This window comes from Tunturibacter gelidoferens, assembly GCF_040358255.1.
Classification (GTDB): Bacteria; Acidobacteriota; Terriglobia; order Terriglobales; family Acidobacteriaceae; genus Edaphobacter; species Edaphobacter gelidiferens.
Window position 1 is genome coordinate 1,575,569 of record NZ_CP132938.1, and the last position, 15,580, is coordinate 1,591,148.

Annotated in this window: 14 protein-coding genes; 5 read left to right on the top strand and 9 right to left on the bottom strand. The window is 57.6% G+C overall.

Annotation, left to right across the window (positions count from 1 at the left end; all coding sequences use genetic code 11):
• The first annotated feature begins 14 nt into the window (after positions 1-14).
• Positions 15-983 carry a diacylglycerol/lipid kinase family protein gene (locus tag RBB81_RS07255; protein WP_353073219.1) on the top strand — a complete coding sequence of 323 codons (969 nt, stop codon included), beginning with the start codon at positions 15-17 and terminating at the stop codon, positions 981-983.
• A gap of 12 nt (positions 984-995) precedes the next feature.
• Here RBB81_RS07255 and RBB81_RS07260 read toward each other — a convergent pair whose 3' ends face one another.
• Together RBB81_RS07260 and RBB81_RS07265 are read right to left on the bottom strand one after the other, a co-directional pair.
• Positions 996-1,715, bottom strand: coding sequence for a response regulator transcription factor (locus RBB81_RS07260; protein ID WP_179581324.1), 720 nt, complete (start codon positions 1,713-1,715; stop codon positions 996-998).
• On the bottom strand, positions 1,712-2,866 hold the full coding sequence (locus tag RBB81_RS07265; protein WP_183790144.1) for a histidine kinase: 1,155 nt from the start codon (positions 2,864-2,866) through the stop codon (positions 1,712-1,714). The genes RBB81_RS07260 and RBB81_RS07265 overlap by 4 nt, the downstream gene beginning before the upstream one ends.
• Positions 2,867-2,883: 17 nt before the next feature.
• On the opposite strand from RBB81_RS07265, the gene RBB81_RS07270 reads away from it, so the two are divergent.
• Positions 2,884-4,335, top strand: coding sequence for a DUF4118 domain-containing protein (locus RBB81_RS07270; protein WP_353073220.1), 1,452 nt, complete (start codon positions 2,884-2,886; stop codon positions 4,333-4,335).
• Positions 4,336-4,355: 20 nt separating this feature from the next.
• On the opposite strand, the gene RBB81_RS07275 is transcribed toward RBB81_RS07270, so the two are convergent.
• From RBB81_RS07275 to RBB81_RS07285, 3 genes are read right to left on the bottom strand one after another with little or no spacing between them, the layout of a single operon-like run.
• Positions 4,356-5,810, bottom strand: a complete 1,455-nt coding sequence (locus RBB81_RS07275) for an efflux transporter outer membrane subunit (protein ID WP_353073221.1) — start codon at positions 5,808-5,810, stop codon at positions 4,356-4,358.
• Positions 5,807-7,072 carry an efflux RND transporter periplasmic adaptor subunit gene (locus RBB81_RS07280; protein ID WP_246373643.1) on the bottom strand — a complete coding sequence of 422 codons (1,266 nt, stop codon included), beginning with the start codon at positions 7,070-7,072 and terminating at the stop codon, positions 5,807-5,809. The genes RBB81_RS07275 and RBB81_RS07280 overlap by 4 nt, the downstream gene beginning before the upstream one ends.
• Positions 7,073-7,100: 28 nt before the next feature.
• Positions 7,101-10,280: an efflux RND transporter permease subunit gene (locus RBB81_RS07285; RefSeq protein ID WP_353073222.1), complete on the bottom strand. Its 3,180-nt coding sequence runs from the start codon at positions 10,278-10,280 to the stop codon at positions 7,101-7,103.
• A gap of 139 nt (positions 10,281-10,419) precedes the next feature.
• Between RBB81_RS07285 and RBB81_RS07290 the strand changes: the two genes are divergently transcribed.
• A complete protein-coding gene (locus RBB81_RS07290; protein ID WP_179581329.1) occupies positions 10,420-11,328 on the top strand; it encodes a LysR family transcriptional regulator in 909 nt (302 codons plus the stop codon).
• Between the two features lie 61 nt (positions 11,329-11,389).
• Positions 11,390-11,794, top strand: a complete 405-nt coding sequence (locus RBB81_RS07295; protein WP_306457994.1) for a response regulator — start codon at positions 11,390-11,392, stop codon at positions 11,792-11,794.
• A gap of 68 nt (positions 11,795-11,862) precedes the next feature.
• Here RBB81_RS07295 and RBB81_RS07300 read toward each other — a convergent pair whose 3' ends face one another.
• The 3 genes from RBB81_RS07300 to RBB81_RS07310 form a co-directional block, all read right to left on the bottom strand.
• Positions 11,863-12,447: a YceI family protein gene (locus RBB81_RS07300; RefSeq protein ID WP_183790140.1), complete on the bottom strand. Its 585-nt coding sequence runs from the start codon at positions 12,445-12,447 to the stop codon at positions 11,863-11,865.
• Between the two features lie 133 nt (positions 12,448-12,580).
• On the bottom strand, positions 12,581-13,285 hold the full coding sequence (locus tag RBB81_RS07305; RefSeq protein WP_183790138.1) for a pirin family protein: 705 nt from the start codon (positions 13,283-13,285) through the stop codon (positions 12,581-12,583).
• Positions 13,286-13,490: 205 nt separating this feature from the next.
• Positions 13,491-13,964, bottom strand: coding sequence for a MarR family winged helix-turn-helix transcriptional regulator (locus RBB81_RS07310; RefSeq protein WP_179581333.1), 474 nt, complete (start codon positions 13,962-13,964; stop codon positions 13,491-13,493).
• 305 nt (positions 13,965-14,269) lie between these two features.
• Between RBB81_RS07310 and RBB81_RS07315 the strand changes: the two genes are divergently transcribed.
• Positions 14,270-14,944 (top strand): carboxypeptidase regulatory-like domain-containing protein, encoded by a 675-nt coding sequence (locus tag RBB81_RS07315; protein ID WP_183790136.1) that lies wholly within the window; start codon positions 14,270-14,272, stop codon positions 14,942-14,944.
• A gap of 86 nt (positions 14,945-15,030) precedes the next feature.
• On the opposite strand, the gene RBB81_RS07320 is transcribed toward RBB81_RS07315, so the two are convergent.
• The gene (locus RBB81_RS07320) at positions 15,031-15,492 is read right to left on the bottom strand and encodes a hypothetical protein (protein ID WP_353073223.1); all 462 of its coding nucleotides are present in this window, start codon (positions 15,490-15,492) and stop codon (positions 15,031-15,033) included.
• Between the last annotated feature and the right edge of the window lie 88 nt (positions 15,493-15,580).

Sequence of the window (15,580 nt, forward strand, 5' to 3'; positions counted from 1 at the left end):
GAGAGTCTTGCACTGTGCATCGAGCAACTTTAGTCATCAACGCATCGGCCGGGCGAAGCAAAGACCTGCGAACTCTGGTCCATGCTATGGTCCAGACTCTTGAACAAGCTGGCATCCAGGCGAATGCGATCCTGACTACATCAGCCGGCGAGGCGCATTCAATTGCCGCTGATGCTGCAGCCATGGGATGCGATGCGGTCTTCGCCTGTGGTGGCGACGGCACGGTGCATGAGGTTCTGCAGGGCCTTGTGGGCACAAAAGCCGCGCTTGGGGTCGTACCGCTCGGGACGGCAAACGCCTTTGCGCGCAATCTCGGGTTGTCGCTCGATCCCGTGAAAGCTCTTCAAGAGCAGCTAAGCTTTGAGTCGCGCGCGATCTCGGTCGGCGAGGTACGCTACGCTGCCGAAGGATCCGAAGTGACCAGACATTTCATCGTCATGGCCGGAGCTGGTCCGGATGGTGCGCTCGTGTATCGGCTCCTCGCAGGGAAGAGATCGAAGCTCGGTCGAAGCGTCTACTACGCCCATTCGCTGAGACTCTTCCTGACGCGAAGCTTTCCCGCGTTTCGAGTGGACTATCGAAAGAGCGACTCCGGCGAGTGGGTGGAGCGACGCGGCGTCGGGATTATCTGCTCTCGCGTTGCAAATCTTGGCGGCATATTCAGTCGTCTCGCAACAGGTAGTTCCGCGAACGAGAGCGATCTTCTACTCTCCATCGTCAAACCCCCGGCGACAATCGGTCTACCGGCCTGGTTCGCGTTTAGTCACGTTAGACTCAGCACCCAGAATCCGTGGCTGGAACAGGCTCGAGTCTCCGAGTTCCGCTGCACGCCGCTTGAGCCGAATCATCGCATTCATGCAGAACTCGACGGGGAGTGGATCGGTCACCTCCCGATCTCCGTTCGCCTCTTACCGCAAGCGATTTCTCTGTTGATACCGAAGAACAATGCAGCAAAGGTCAGGACCAACCGTCTTGCCAACTAAGAGGGCCCATGATCAGAACTCGTCGTCGCCAGTAGGGCGAAAACGATAGCCGATCCAAGGCTCGGTGACGATATACGCGGGCTCCTCTGTGAGCTCGATCTTCTTCCGCAACTGGCCAATGTTGACGCGCAGATACTCCGGCTGATCGGCGTTCGTTCCCCAAACCGCGTGGAGCAACGCTCGATGCGTCAGGACCTGTCCGGGGTGCTGCGCCAGGCACACGAGAAGGTCGAACTGCTTCGGTGTCAGGTGCGTGTCTTGCCCGCGAACTGCTACTCGGTGCTGCGGAATATCGATATAAAAATCGCCTGCTGAGATGACCTGCGGGGCGTCGGACTCGGTAGCCGAACTGCGGCGGAGTTGCGCGCGGACGCGAGCCTGCAGCTCCTGAATGCTGAATGGTTTCGTCACGTAGTCGTCCGCGCCGGCGTCCAGCGCTTCGATCTTCATGGCCTCTTGATTGCGGACCGAAAGAACAATGATCGGAACCTTGGATACAGCTCGAATCTCGCGGCAAAGCTCAATCCCGTTCATCTCAGGCATGGAGACGTCTGTAACGACGAGATCTGGCTTCCACGTATGCACAGCCTCCATTCCCTCAACGCCGTTCGCAGCGATGCGCAACGAATAGCCCTGCGTCGAAAGCGCCGTGCGAAGTACGCGAGTGATCTGCGCCTCGTCATCCACGATAAGAATCTTTGCATGTTGCTGGCCTTCCAGGTTTTGTTTCATTCGCGCTCCGGATGTTGCGTGACGATGTGGACATCCACATTCGGCGACTCTTTGAGAAAGTGCTGAATCGCCCAGTAGTAAAGGTATTTGCGAAGGCCGTGGACGGCAGTACGGCCGAAGACGATATGAGTGATGCGCTTCTCGCGGACGAAGCTGGCAGCAGCGTGGGCGATGCTCTTTCCCTTAACGGTGAACACCTGAGCATCCATATTGCGTGCGAACTGGATGTTAGCCGCTAGCGTAGCTTTTTCTTCTTCCAGCAGGTCTTCATCATCGTCGACATGCAGAACAAACAGTTCGCCTCCTACGCCTTCCGCAACGCGTGCGCCGCGTGCGATCAACATCTGCGAGGAACTGTTGGAACTGATGCAGACAGCCACGCGTTCGCGCACCGCCCAATGCGCCTCGATGCGTTTCGCGTCCATATAGGCCGTCAATGTGCGATCGACCGCCTTCGTGACATGTTGCAGCGCCAGTTCACGGAGCGCGATCAGGTTTCCGCGACGGAAGAAGTTTGCCAGGGCTTTTTCAGCACGAGCCGTTCCATAGACATCTCCGCGACGCATCCGTGTCTGCAGAGCTTCGGGCGTCAGATCGGCCATCACGATCTCGTCCGCGCGTTGCACTAGCCAATCCGGGACGGTCTCACGGATGATCACGCCGGTGACACTCTGGACGGTCGGGGCGACACTCTCGATGTGCTGCACGTTCATCGTGGCCAGTACGTCGATGTTGGCGGCCAGAACGTCGAGCACATCTTCATATCGCTTGCGATGTTTGCTGCCCTCGATATTGCTGTGCGCCAGTTCGTCGATCAGAACGATCTGGGGCCGACGCGTAAGGATGCCATCGAGGTCCATCTCCTCGAAGACCACGCCTTTATACTCAATCCTTCTACGAGGAACCTGCTCCAGCTGCTCGGCCAACTCGGCAGTACGGGGTCTCCCGTGCGTCTCGACCACCCCGATGACAATATCCTCCCCACGCTGATGCCGGCGGATCGCCTCGCTCAACATGTTGTATGTCTTGCCGACGCCGGGCGCGTAGCCCAGGAAAAGTTTGAAGGTTCCTCGCATCTTCTCCGGTGCGACTTTCTCCAGCCATTCCTCCGGGCTCTTCAGCGCCGGATTCGAGTTATCGCGAGTGCCCATAAGGATAAGATAATGGAGTGCAGCGAAAGCTTATACGCAGTATCGTCCGCTACAGTATCTCCACAGCGAGCGCAGCTGTCATTGTAGCCGTCTACTTTCTCCGGCTGCATGTCAACGAAACCACAGTAGCCCTGACATTCCTGATAGGCATCCTTCTCGTAGCTGCGAACTGGGGTCTACGCCACTCGATCTACCTGTCTATTCTCTCAGCGGCCGCGTTCAACTTCTTCTTCCTGCCCCCGGTCCTTACCTTCACAGTTGGGGACGGTCGCAACTGGGTCGCCCTGTTCGCATTTCTAGTGACCGGCATCGTCGCCAGCCAGCTTGCGGAACGGGCCCGGCGCGAAGCAAAGATATCGCGCCGCCGCCAGCGCGAGGCGGAACGGTTATACGAGTTCAGCCAGCAAATGCTGGTGACCGGCAACGTGATCGATCTCCTCAATGTCCTGCCGCAGATGATCGCCGTGACCTTCAGCCTTACGGGAGCCGCGGTTTATCTTCGCGAAAAAGATCGCATCTACCGCTCCAGTCCCGACTACATGGACGTAACCGCCTCCGAGCTGCGTGATGCAGCGTTCACCCGCGACCATCGTTATGACGAAGCGCGCGCCGTCACTCTCGTTCCCATCCTCCTCGGAACGCGTCCCATCGGCGCAGTTGGAATCACGGGCAATAGGACCTCGCCCGAGGCGCTCGACGCAGTCTGTGGCCTGGCAGCTATCGCCATCGAACGCGCCGGTGCCGTCGAGACCCTCACGCGCGTCCAGGCCTCACGCGAAAGCGAGCGCCTGCGCAACGCGTTATTGGATTCTGTCGCGCACGAACTCCGAACGCCCCTGACCTCGATCACAGCCGCCGTCACCACCTTGCGCAGCGAGCCCTCCCTCGATGCAGAGCAAAGCGGAGAGATGTTGCAGGTTATAGAGGAGGAGGCCGCCCGTTTGGACCGACTCGTCGGTCAGGCGATGGAGATGGCGGAGCTGGATGCAAACGACATCAAGCTCGACCTGCGCATGCACTCCATGCGAGAGGCGGTTGATCTTGCGCTCGAGGCCGTACAGGGACCGCTCAAAAACCATCCCCTTGAGCTCCGCCTCCCCGACACCCTTCCTCCCGTGCAGATGGACCTCGAGCGCATCGCCAAAGTACTGCAGCATCTGTTGGAGAACGCCGCTAAATACTCCGCAGAGGGAAGCCCCATCTTCGTCAGCGCCGAAGTCTCCCGAGGCCAGCTCGTCACCAGCGTCGCCGATCGTGGCGCAGGAGTTGACGATCTCGAAAAGATGATGATCTTCGACAAGTTTTACCGCGGCCAGGGCCAAAGATATCGCGTGCAGGGAACAGGCATGGGACTCGCCATCGCGAAGGCGATCGTCGAAGCCCACGGCGGCTCCATCGACGTCACCAGCCAGCCGTCACAGGGTTCCGTCTTCTCCTTCTACCTGCCCCTGAATCTCTCCGGCCGCTAAAACTTCCTGTAGTCGTGAAACTAGAGCTTCGGCAACTGAGTCACGTTCCAACCACCACCGAGCGCCTTGATCAAAAGCACGCTCGCGTCCATCTGCCTGCGCATAATGTCGATGTCGTTCCGCTCGTTATTCAACTCGGTCGTCTGAGCGGTCACAACCTGAAGATAGGTATCGAGCCCGCCCACATATCGATTGTTGAATATCTGCGCGGCAGACTGCGCCGCCATCGTAGCCTGACGCTGATGCCCCGCCTCCTGATCGAGAACCCGCAGAGCAACCAGATTGTCTTCGACCTGTTGAAATGCCGTCAAAGTGGTCTGCCGGTAGTTCGCGACCGTCTCATCGTAGCTGGCATTGGCCTGTTCGGACACAGAGGCTCGACGTCCCGCGTCGAATACCGTCTGCGAGAGTGTAGGTCCCAGAGACCACAACAGACTCGCCGGATCGAAGAGGTTCGCAAACGAGGTTCCCTCCACACCAACCGTTCCGCTCAACGAAATCGTCGGATAGAACGCAGCCCGCGCAATGCCGATATGATCGTTCGCCTCAGCGACGCGGCGTTCCGCCGAAGCAATATCCGGGCGTCGCTCCAGCAGCTCCGAAGGTAGTCCAGTCGGGATCATCGGAGGTCGCGCATCTAGAGGAGCGCTCGGCAACGCGAACGAAGCCGGGGGCTCCCCAAGAAGAATCGCAATCGCATGCTCGAACTGGGCTCGTTGCAGAGTAATGTCACGAGCCAGTACCTTCGCTGCCTCCAGCTGAGTCTGCGCCTGATCGACGTCCGACTTCGGAGCGACGCCTCCTTCAAAGCGGTTCTTCGTGATCCGGTAGGCCTCTTCGAAGTCCTTCACGGTATCGTTCAACAGCTTCTCCTGGGCATCGGCGCTACGAGCTTCGAAGTAGTCGATGGCAAGCTCGGCCTGCAGGCTCAATAGCACCGTCTGTCTATCTCCCGCGCTCGCCTGCGCCTCCTCCCGCGCAGCACTTACTGTGCGACGAACGCGCCCCCACACATCAATCTCATAGCTCAAGTCCACCGGTAGTTGAATCACGCCGACGCCGTTTCCTTGCGCGTTGTTCACATTGAAGTACGGCTGGTTTGACGACTCACGTGAGCCTCCGGCGGACGGTGCTACCCCAACGGTCGGATACAGGGATGCGTGATTGAAGCGGATCAAGGCCCGTGCCTCGCGGAAGCGAGCATCCGCTGCCTTGAGATTCTGGTTATTCTCCGCCACCTGCGGCTCCAGAACATTTAACTCCGTATCGCCAAAGATCGTCCACCACTCTCCGCGCAGCGCCGCATCGGCCGGCTGCGCAACCTGCCAGTTCGAGTTCTCTTTGTAAGCGTCCGGTCCTGCTTCCTTATACCCGGGAGCCATGGGAACCGATGGTTTCACATACTTCGGTCCGACCATGCAGCCGCTTAGCAGAAAAACCGCGGCGCTGGCCAGAGCGCTGGGTCGTAACGTCACTGCGCCCCCTCTTTCTTCTGCATCTGTGTTGCATTCTCATTCATCTGGCTCTTCACCTGCACCTCCTGGCCGCTCGCAAGCGAGTCGGAAGGATCGAGAATCACGGCATCGTTCGGCGTCAACCCTGAGGCGATCTCAACATTCGCGCCCAGGTCTTTGCTGATGGTCACAGGCACCAGCTGCACGCGTCCATCACGAACTACCCCCACCTGCAGGCCCTGCGCCCGGAAGAGCAGTGTGTTCGACGGAATCATCAAATTCGAACTCCGCTGCGGCACCTTAAAGTGGACAAAAACATAAGCCCCCGGCAGCAGCTCGCCCTTGGGATTGTCGACGTCAACCTCGACATTCAGCGTGCGTGTTGCTGAGTCGATCGCGTTCGAGTTGCGCGCAATGGTGCCCTCGAACTCCCGTCCCGGATACTCGTCCAGAGTCAAAGTCGCCTTACCCCCGGCTTTGATCGAGGTTGAATACGCCTCCGGAACCGAGACGAACACGCGAATCTTTTGAATCGCGGCAAGATGAAACAGCTCCTTCGGTGTTGTATTTTCGCCCGCCTGGATCAACCCGCCGATATCGATATTGCGCGCTGTCACGATTCCATCGAAGGGTGCGTAAATCTTCTCGAACGATTGCAACTGTTGCAGTCTGCGTACCGCCGCCGTCGAGGCATCCACAGCCGCTTTCTTCGCCGCGGCATCACTCACGGCGACATCGGTCTCCTGCTTCGAGACCGAGTTGGTCGTTAGAAGATTTTGATAGCGTGCTGAGGTCGTATTCGCAAGGTTGAGGTTGGCCTCCGCGCTCTTCAGATCGGCCTGTGCCACCTGAAGCTGCTCATCCAGTTCAGGCGTCTCGATAACCGCCATCAACTGTCCTTTGCGAACATGCGCGCCAATGTCGAAGTACCAGTTCTTCAGGTAGCCGCTGGTACGGGCATAGATCGGAGTGTCAACATACGCCTGCGTGTTTCCCGGCAGCGCCAACCCGGAAGATAGTAGCGAACTGGCAGGATGAATCACTTTGACTGACGGGATCGATGCAGCTTTTGTATCCGTCTCGAGCGTGCTCTCCGACCGGTGGCGCGCGGCAATCCCGAAGACGACAACCAGAGCTACAATCACCGCGATGACCGCAACTCCAATCCACGTCCCTCTCGTCAGTCCGGGTTCCGGTGCGTCCGCTGCCGCTGCCGGGCCTTCACCGGAGAGTGTGGTCTCATCCTCATTCATCCTGGGCTCCGCCTTCGTTCCGCTGGTCATGCTTTCTCCTTCGTGCCTGTCAATTCTTTTAGTCGCCGGCCGTCAACTGGTGTTCGCGGCTCTCGTTGGGGACATTGGATCTCTTATCAGAGCTATGCAGTAAAGCAAAAACAGCGGGAACGAAGATGAGGGTCGCAACCGTAGCGCAACAGAGACCGCCTATCACCGCTCGACCCAACGGCGCATTCTGTTCTCCGCCTTCGCCCGCGCCCAGAGCCATCGGAATCATGCCGATGATCATCGCGAGTGCCGTCATCATCACAGGGCGGAACCGTGTCGCTCCCGCTTCAATCGCCGCTTCGATCGCATTCCCATGATGCAACAGGCGTTCTTTCGCAAACGATACCACCAGAATGCTGTTCGCCGTCGCAACGCCCATACACATAATCGCGCCCATCAGTGCCGGAACGCTTAGCGTCGTTCTCGTCGTGAACAGAAAGAGCACAATACCCGCCAGAGCTGCGGGCAGCGCCGTAATGATGATGAACGGATCGAGCCAGGATTGGAAGTTCACCACGATCAACAGATAGACCAGGACAATAGCAAACGCCAGCCCTGCAATTAGTCCGAAGTAAGAGCTGTTCATCGTCTCAATCTGACCGCGCACTCTCACAAAGCTGCCGCGTACCAGGGACTTCTCATTTCTCGCAACAATTCTGTTGATCTCTCTGCCAACCGAGCCGAGGTCACGCCCCTGAACATTTCCATAAATATCGAGCGTGCGCCGAACGTTGTAGTGCGTCACCACCTCCATCTCGCTGCTGCGCGTGATGGTCGCGACATCGGTCAGAATCTCCGGCTGCTTTGCTGTCGGAGACGAGATAGGAATGTTCTCGAGCGAGTTCAACGAGCTGATCTGGTATTGCGGGGTCTGCTCCACGATGTTGTAGGTATTGCCATTGTTCCAGTTCAGATAAAACATCGGATTCAGCTGCGTACTGCCGCCGAGTATGTTCAGCAAACTACTGCCCACATCACGTTCCGAATAGCCGCCCTGCGCCGCTTTCGTACGGTCTACATCGACGTTCAACACAGGATAGTCATCAGGTTGCTGAATACGAAGATCGACAAGACCCGGAACCTGGTGCAACTCGCTCAATACCTGGTTCGCAACCTTTCGGTTAGCCGCGATATCCGATCCCTCAAACTGAATGTCGATCGGCGCAGGCAGACCGAAGTTCAGAATCTGCGTAACAATATCCGACGGTAGAAAGTAAAACGTGACTCCGGGAAAGGCACGTGGGAGATCTCTGCGCAATGCCTCGACATAATTGGCGGTCGGGTGGTGATCTTCCTTCAACGAGACCAGAATGTCCGCGTCTCCCGCGCCGATTAGCCCCGAAGTCGCATGCTGAGTATTCAGTGTGCTGTACGGCAGGCCAATGTTATCGAGGATATTATCCATCTCAGCCGCAGGCACTGTCTTCCGAATATCCTGTTCAATCAGATCGCACAGCTTCGCAGTCTCTTCAATACGGATTCCGCTCTTACCTCGAACGTGAAGGATGAACGATCCATTGTCTGTGCTTGGAAAGAAGTTCTGTCCAAGAAACGGCACGAGCGCAAAGACACACAAGCAGAGCAGCAGAAAGATGGGAACAAAGAAAATTCGCGCCGCCACCAGCCGGCCAAGCAGATCTTGATAACTTCTGCGCAGCCGCTCGAAGATTCGCTCGAAGCCACGTTGAAACCGCGCAAGAATGTTATTCGAAGGAACAGCGTGGTGATCATGTGCCTTCAGCAGATACATCGCAAGCGTTGGAACCAATGTACGAGACAGAACATACGAAGCCAGCATGGCGAAGACCACAGCCTCCGCCAAGGGCACAAACAGATAACGCGCAACCCCGCCCAAAAAGAACATCGGTAGAAACACAATGCAGATGCAAAGGGTCGAGACCAGTGCCGGAACGGAGATCTGAGCGGCACCTTCGAGGATCGCATCATGCAACTCTCTGCCTTCCTCAAGGTAGCGTTCGATGTTTTCGATCGTTACCGTCGCATCATCCACCAGGATGCCGACGGCCAGCGCTAGCCCGCCCAGCGTCATGATGTTGATCGTCTCGCCCAAAAGACCCAGCACAGTAATTGAAGTTAGGATCGACAACGGGATCGAAACGGCGATGATGATTGTGCTGCGCCAGCTTCCCAGGAACAAAAGAATCATCAATCCCGTCAGCACCGCCGCGATCACAGCCTCGCGGATGACCCCCTGCACCGATCCGCGAACGAAGACGGACTGGTCGCCGATCGGAGTCATCTTCAGCTCTGGCGGCACAGTCAGCTTTACCCTGGGCAACAAATTCCTGACACCGCTCACCACGGACAGCGTCGAAGCAGTTCCGGACTTCAGAATCACCATCAGCGCCCCGCGGCGCCCATCCTGCCGCACAATATTCGTCTGCGGAATGCTCCCGTCCGCCACACTCGCAACGTCGTGCAGATAGATCGTAGTTCCGTTCACCTGCTTGATCGGCAGGTTGCTGATACCTTCCAGAGTCACCGGCGAAGAGTTGATGTGGATGTCATACTCAGCCTCACCGATCTTTGCCGTTCCGCCCGGTTGCACCACGTTCTGTTGTCCCACGGCATTGAGTACATCAACCGGCGACAATCCCTTGGCCTGCAGCAGCTTCGGATCGATATTCAACATGATCGACCGTTGTTTGCCGCCATAAATATTCGGAATAACCGCGCCCGGAACCGAGATCAGCTGTGGACGAACAAAATTCGCGCCAAGATCGTTCAGCTGTTGCTCGCTCAGTCCCGCTCCAGACAAACCCAGCTGCACGATCGGCACGCTCGACGCGCTGAAGTTAATAATCTGCGGCGGCAGAATACCCGGAGGCAGTTGCCTCAGTTGATACTCTGAAGCCGCCGACACCTGCGAGTTCGCCGTATCCAGACTCGCACCCGGCTGCAGGTAGATCTTCACAATCACCTGGCCCGCAAACGTCGTCGACTCGATATGCTGGATGTTGTCCACCAGCACCGTCAGCGCCTTCTCGTAGGGTGTCGTCAGCCGCCCTTCAAGCTCCTCCGGATTCAATCCCGTATATTGCCACGCAACCGACACCACTGGAATATTGATGTTCGGAAAGATATCGGTCGGCGTGCTCGAGATGACCACAGGCGCAGCAATCAGGATAAGGATTGCCAGCACGATGAAGGTGTACGGTCGGCTCAGAGCTACTTTTACGATCCACATTTGACGAACCCTCTTCCGCTTCGAGCAAATCTTTCCCTGTATAGAGTAAGACATTTCTTCCCGCGTTTAGGTCTCACAGTTATTTCCGAGAGCCGCCATCGGAAAGACCGATATCCTGACAACAGAGGGATATAGCTTCATGGAACTGAGACACTTGCGTTATCTCTGCGCAGTTGCCGAGCACGGCACCTTCAGCGAGGCAGGCCGTCGCCTGCACGTATCCCAATCCGCCATCAGCGAGCAGATTGCCGATCTGGAGCGCGAAGTCGGCGGCCAGCTTCTCAACCGCAGCTCAGGCCGAACCCGCCTCACCCCCCAGGGCCAGATCTTTCTCGCCGAGGCCCGTAAAACTCTCGCCGCCGCCGACCGAGCCCTCGAAATCACCCAAAGCTCCCTCCTCGGACAAGTCGGATCCCTCAATATCGGATTCTTCCTCTGGGGCGCCGGCGGTTTCTTCGCCCGCATCATCCGCGACTACCGCAAACTCCATCCGGACATCAAGCTCTCGCTCTATGAGATGCGCACCCCCGAGCAGATGGAAGCCCTGCTCACCGGTAAGATCGACATCGCTTTCGCCCGCCCCCTCGAGCCGCCCTTCGACCAGACCCTCCGCGCCGAACTGCTCTATCGCGACCCCGTTGTCGTCGTCCTTCCCCGCAAACATCCCCTCGCCGGCAAACCCATCTCGATCGACTCACTGGCCACCGAACGCTTCGTCCTCTGCGATCGCCAGATGACGCCCGCACTCTTCGACGCCATCGTGGCCCTATGCTCTGCTGCAGGCTTCTCCCCCAATATTGTCAACACCTCCTCGACCTGGTCCGGCGTCCTCACTCTGGTCGAATCCGGCGAAGGCGTCGCCCTTGTTCCCTCAGGTGTCCGTTACCTCCGCCCTCCCGGAGTCGTCATCTCCCCGCTTGTACCGCAAAACCTCTATATGGGGCTCTCCGTCGCCTGGAACCCTCAAAACGAGGACCCAATCCAACAGAACTTCCTTCGCCTGGTTCGAGAGAACAAGGATCGCATCCAGCGCACCCACGGCCTCTAACCGAGTATCCAAGCCCCTTCTGAATCGTCTTCTGCGGTACTTTTAGTGTCTAATGCTGTCCATGATCAGACCCTGCTTCCTCGTCATCGACCGGGAGTTTCCCGGCAGCATCTCGACCCGCAAGCTGGTAATCGAAACTGCGAAGTTCAACGTCCTCACGGCCTACAGCGGTCAGGAGGCCCTCGAGATCTTCACCCGCTTTCCCGCTGTCAGCGGCGTCGTCCTCGACGGTGGTCTCGACGATCTCTCCTGCGAAGAAGTCGCCAGCAAGATCAAACTTCTTCAGCCGAAGGTGCCTATCATCGTAATCACCGCCCCCGACTCTAATAACTGTCCTTTAGCCGACTATCAGCTCGAATCCTTCGATCCGGCAAAGCTTCTCGAGATCCTTCGCAGTCTGAAACCTGAGGCCTCGGCCGCCATCGAAAAGCGCAACGAACAGCTCAGCCGCGAAACTCTCTCCTAATCCGACTAAACAAAAACGCCCTCCCCTCCGCAATCTTCCGCGCAGAGAAGGGCCGTCCTACCCATTGCTTATTTGGTCGCTTCGACGTCGATTGTGAACTGAACGTCGTCACCCAGAATGGGCGCGGCATACTTCGAGCCGAAGTTGAAGTCGCTGCGCTTCAGCGTCCCGGTACCCGACAGGCCGATGACAGTCTTGCCGCCCATTCCCTTCTGCGGAGCGGTTGGTCCATCAACAGTCAGCGTTACGCTCTTAGTCACACCCGCCAGCGTCAGATCGCCCACAACCTGCAGCTTCCCGTTCGCGCCTGACACCGAGGTCGACTTAAAGGTCAGCGTCGGAAACTTCTCGACGTTAAAGAAGTTGGGAGACTTCAGGTCCTTGTCGCGGTTATCGTTGTTCGTCGACACAGTGGTCGCGTCCATAGTTTCTTCCACGCTCGACTTGCTGGGGTTCTTGTCGTCCCACACTATCGTGCCGGTCACACCGCTGATCGAGCCGCGAACCGTGCTGACTCCCATATGTACGATTGCGAAATTCACCTGGGAATGGTTCTTGTCGATCGTCCAGGTTGATGCGGAGCTTTGGGCGAACGCGCTGACTCCAGTAAGGAGCAGGGCAGAGAGGGCGGTGGTAAAGATGCGACGGTTCATAGTCGTTCTCCTCGGAAATTGTTAGGTCTGCTGTGAGATGTCTTTGTTATGGTGGCCGACTCAAAAATATGTGCCGGTCACCGTTGCATTTGTGTAAAAACTCATTCACGCGCTGTCAGGTACGGGACAAGGATTATGCAAGATCGAACAACAGTATCTCGCTGTTAGCCTTTCCTTGCGCGCTTACTTCGAGCGACTCCTCGTGATCGACTGCAACAGCATCGCCCGTCTTCAGGGCCTTGCCGTTCACCGTCACCTCTCCGTGGATCACATGCAGCCACGCATGGCGCTTGCTGCCCAGCGGATACGTAAGCTGTTTGCCCGGTGTCAACTCTGCAACCGACACGCTCGTATCCTGGTTGATCGTCGCCGCTCCAGCAGCCGGCACCGGCGATGCCAGCAGCTTGAAGCGGTCCAGCTTCTCCTCCGCCTCAAACTTCAACTGCTCATAGCTCGGCTTCGTACCCCGGCTCTTCGGCTCAATCCAGATCTGCAGAAAGTGAACCGGATCCGTCTCCGAACCGTTGAACTCGCTATGCACCACGCCGCTACCGGCCGACATCTTCTGAATCTCGTTCGGCCCCAGCACCTCCACGTGACCCATGCTGTCCTTATGGGCAAGCTTGCCCTTCAGCACGTAGCTCAAAATCTCCATATCGCGATGCGCATGCGCTCCAAACCCACGCCCCTCGGCCACGCGATCCTCATTGATCACTCGCAGCGAGCGATACCCCATATGCTCCGGGTCATGATAGTTGGCAAACGAAAAGGTGTGGTGTGAATCCAGCCATCCGTGGTCCGCGTGGCCTCTTTCGTTACTCTTGCGAACAGTCAACATAATGCTTCCTTTCTTACTTCTTCACCGGCTCATTGCTTAGGGCCGCGTGTCCTCCAAATCAAAACTGCTCTTGCGATCTTTCCAGCAACGTCTGAACACTCCTCAAAACTGTCGTCATCCTGACCCTGAGCGTAGTCGAAGGGGAAGGATCCCTGTATTTGTTGTGCTCGTATGTCGGCACAGAGGATCCCATTTCGAACCGTTTCTAAACAGCCTCTTTACACTTCTGCGTCGGCACCGCGGACTTCGCCGCAAGCCCAACCCTCTTCAATCCCTCATACATCGTTCTGCGCTCGTCCTCGGAGAGGCCGGCCATCACAAACTCCAGATCCTTTTCGTGCCGCGCGTAGATCTCTTCGATAAAGTTCTTACCCTCGGCCGTAAGCTCGACCAGACGAATCCGCCGGTCCGAGTTACAGCTTCTCCGCTGCACCAGCCCGCGCTTCTCCAGCCGATCGATCGCCGACGTCATCGAAGCGCTCGCCAGCAGCACCTTCTCCCCGATCACGGAGATCGTCAACGGCCCTTTGTGCAGCAAGACCTCCATCACCATGAAGTCGCTGATCCCCAATCCTTGGGCAGTTATTGCGCCCTCGATGAAATCGACCATCGAATCATGGGCCCGAGCCAGAACTAACCAGAGTCGAGGGGCCGAAACTATATTCTGCTCATCTGCCATCTCAGCGTCCTCAACTCCTACGATATAAGATATCTCGACATCGAGATAAGATTCAAAACCTCAACTCCCTTTCCTATCCTCCTTATTATCAGCAGAATCGGATTTCGGAGATTTGTCGGCCTTCGCTCAGAGGAGCGCAACTGGACGGACCAATGGACATTTTCTCGTCCTACCGAAGTGGCTATGCAAAGGTTCTTGTGAGTGGACCTTGGAATCCGGTCCGTCTGGCCCTAAGTTCAGATCAATGAACTGTGGGCGGGCAGTCTCAGGCATCCTCCTGAACACCGCCCGGAGGAGGCTCTCCGGTGCTGACGCTTCTATCGCATCTGTCGTTGATCGCTTTGCCCGTACCCCTGCTGATTGTGTTGTCGGCGGTGCTCCTGCTATCGGTGCTATCCCCGCTACCCTGGTCGGCTCTCCTGCTGTCCTTCCACGGCGCAGCCGGAATATCTTTCCTTCATCATCTCGCCTCCTTGCGTCCCGCTCACGCCTCCTTCTATCGCCTCTGTCTAGCCCTCGCAATCCTCGTGACGATTCCGATCCCCACGATCAAAAGGGAGCGCAATGGATTGTTGATCTCCTGCTTGCTGACGCTCGCCTTGCTCTTCTCTCTCTCTGCCATCCCATCTTCCAGCACACGAAATCTCTCGCCGCGCATCCGGGGAACAGTTGACGACCGCGAAGGCTCAACCATCCCGGGCGCCAGAGTCGTCGTCGTCAATCAAGGGACCGAAGCTGTCTTCAGAACCCGAACCGGAAGCGATGGGACCTACGAGTTTCGCAAACTCCCCGACGGAATCTACTCTCTCAGTGTCCAGGTTCCCGGCTTCCAGACCTTCACGGTCTACGGAATCCACCTCGCTCAGGACTCCGACTACGCCCGGCAAATCGATATGCAGCACGCCTGCAGGACACAGGCGATCCGGGCTTCAGCAAGAGCTCCAGCAGAGAATGCACTGACCGGTGAATCGCTCCTCTAGTTGCCGCCGTGAGCTGGTTGACGTCTGGAACCGGTTGCAGCCGCGAGCTTGTGGCCGCCCGAGCTCATTGCAGCCTTGACGGCTCCTCAGACCGGCTGCCGTCCAAGCTGGCGGCCGATATCTTTCATTCGCTCCGTTGCGTCCACCACCTCCGTAGCCTCCGCAGGGAACGGCTTGAGCCCAGCCGCCAGCAAAGCCTCGTCCACAACCCTCTGCGCCTCTGTCTTTGACGGAGCAATACCGAAGGTCCAGGCGGTCTTTCCCACCATCTGCGCCGGATTCAGATCCGCCAGAGCCGCAAGCAATCCGTCTACCTCCTCCGTCTCCGATCTTTCATCCTCGAGCCCGACCACAATGGTATCGGCCCACAGCAGATCCGCCTCCCTCAGCGTTCCATAACCCTTATGCCCTATCTCCGCCGCGCCGGGCTTCCTCAGACGTCTTAGTCGAATGCCCGCCTCAGCCTCGACCGCACCCACACCGACCGCCAGCGCCAACTGCTCCGTATGTTCCGTATCGGCCTGAAAGATCACCAGCACATGACTCATCTCAGCAATCTCCTTGAATGATCCCTGGAACTGCCGCCAACCGTCCCGCCCCAGTGCGAACCCGAAAAAGACGCACTCGACGTCTACG

Coding starts and splice junctions, on each gene's coding strand:
- RBB81_RS07295 (WP_306457994.1), top strand. CDS start 11,390: ATGATCAGACCCTGCTTCCTCGTCATCGACCGGGAGTTTCCCGGCAGC.
- RBB81_RS07265 (WP_183790144.1), bottom strand. CDS start 2,866: ATGGGCACTCGCGATAACTCGAATCCGGCGCTGAAGAGCCCGGAGGAA.
- RBB81_RS07300 (WP_183790140.1), bottom strand. CDS start 12,447: ATGAACCGTCGCATCTTTACCACCGCCCTCTCTGCCCTGCTCCTTACT.
- RBB81_RS07305 (WP_183790138.1), bottom strand. CDS start 13,285: ATGTTGACTGTTCGCAAGAGTAACGAAAGAGGCCACGCGGACCACGGA.
- RBB81_RS07290 (WP_179581329.1), top strand. CDS start 10,420: ATGGAACTGAGACACTTGCGTTATCTCTGCGCAGTTGCCGAGCACGGC.
- RBB81_RS07320 (WP_353073223.1), bottom strand. CDS start 15,492: ATGAGTCATGTGCTGGTGATCTTTCAGGCCGATACGGAACATACGGAG.
- RBB81_RS07285 (WP_353073222.1), bottom strand. CDS start 10,280: ATGTGGATCGTAAAAGTAGCTCTGAGCCGACCGTACACCTTCATCGTG.
- RBB81_RS07260 (WP_179581324.1), bottom strand. CDS start 1,715: ATGAAACAAAACCTGGAAGGCCAGCAACATGCAAAGATTCTTATCGTG.
- RBB81_RS07310 (WP_179581333.1), bottom strand. CDS start 13,964: ATGGCAGATGAGCAGAATATAGTTTCGGCCCCTCGACTCTGGTTAGTT.
- RBB81_RS07280 (WP_246373643.1), bottom strand. CDS start 7,072: ATGACCAGCGGAACGAAGGCGGAGCCCAGGATGAATGAGGATGAGACC.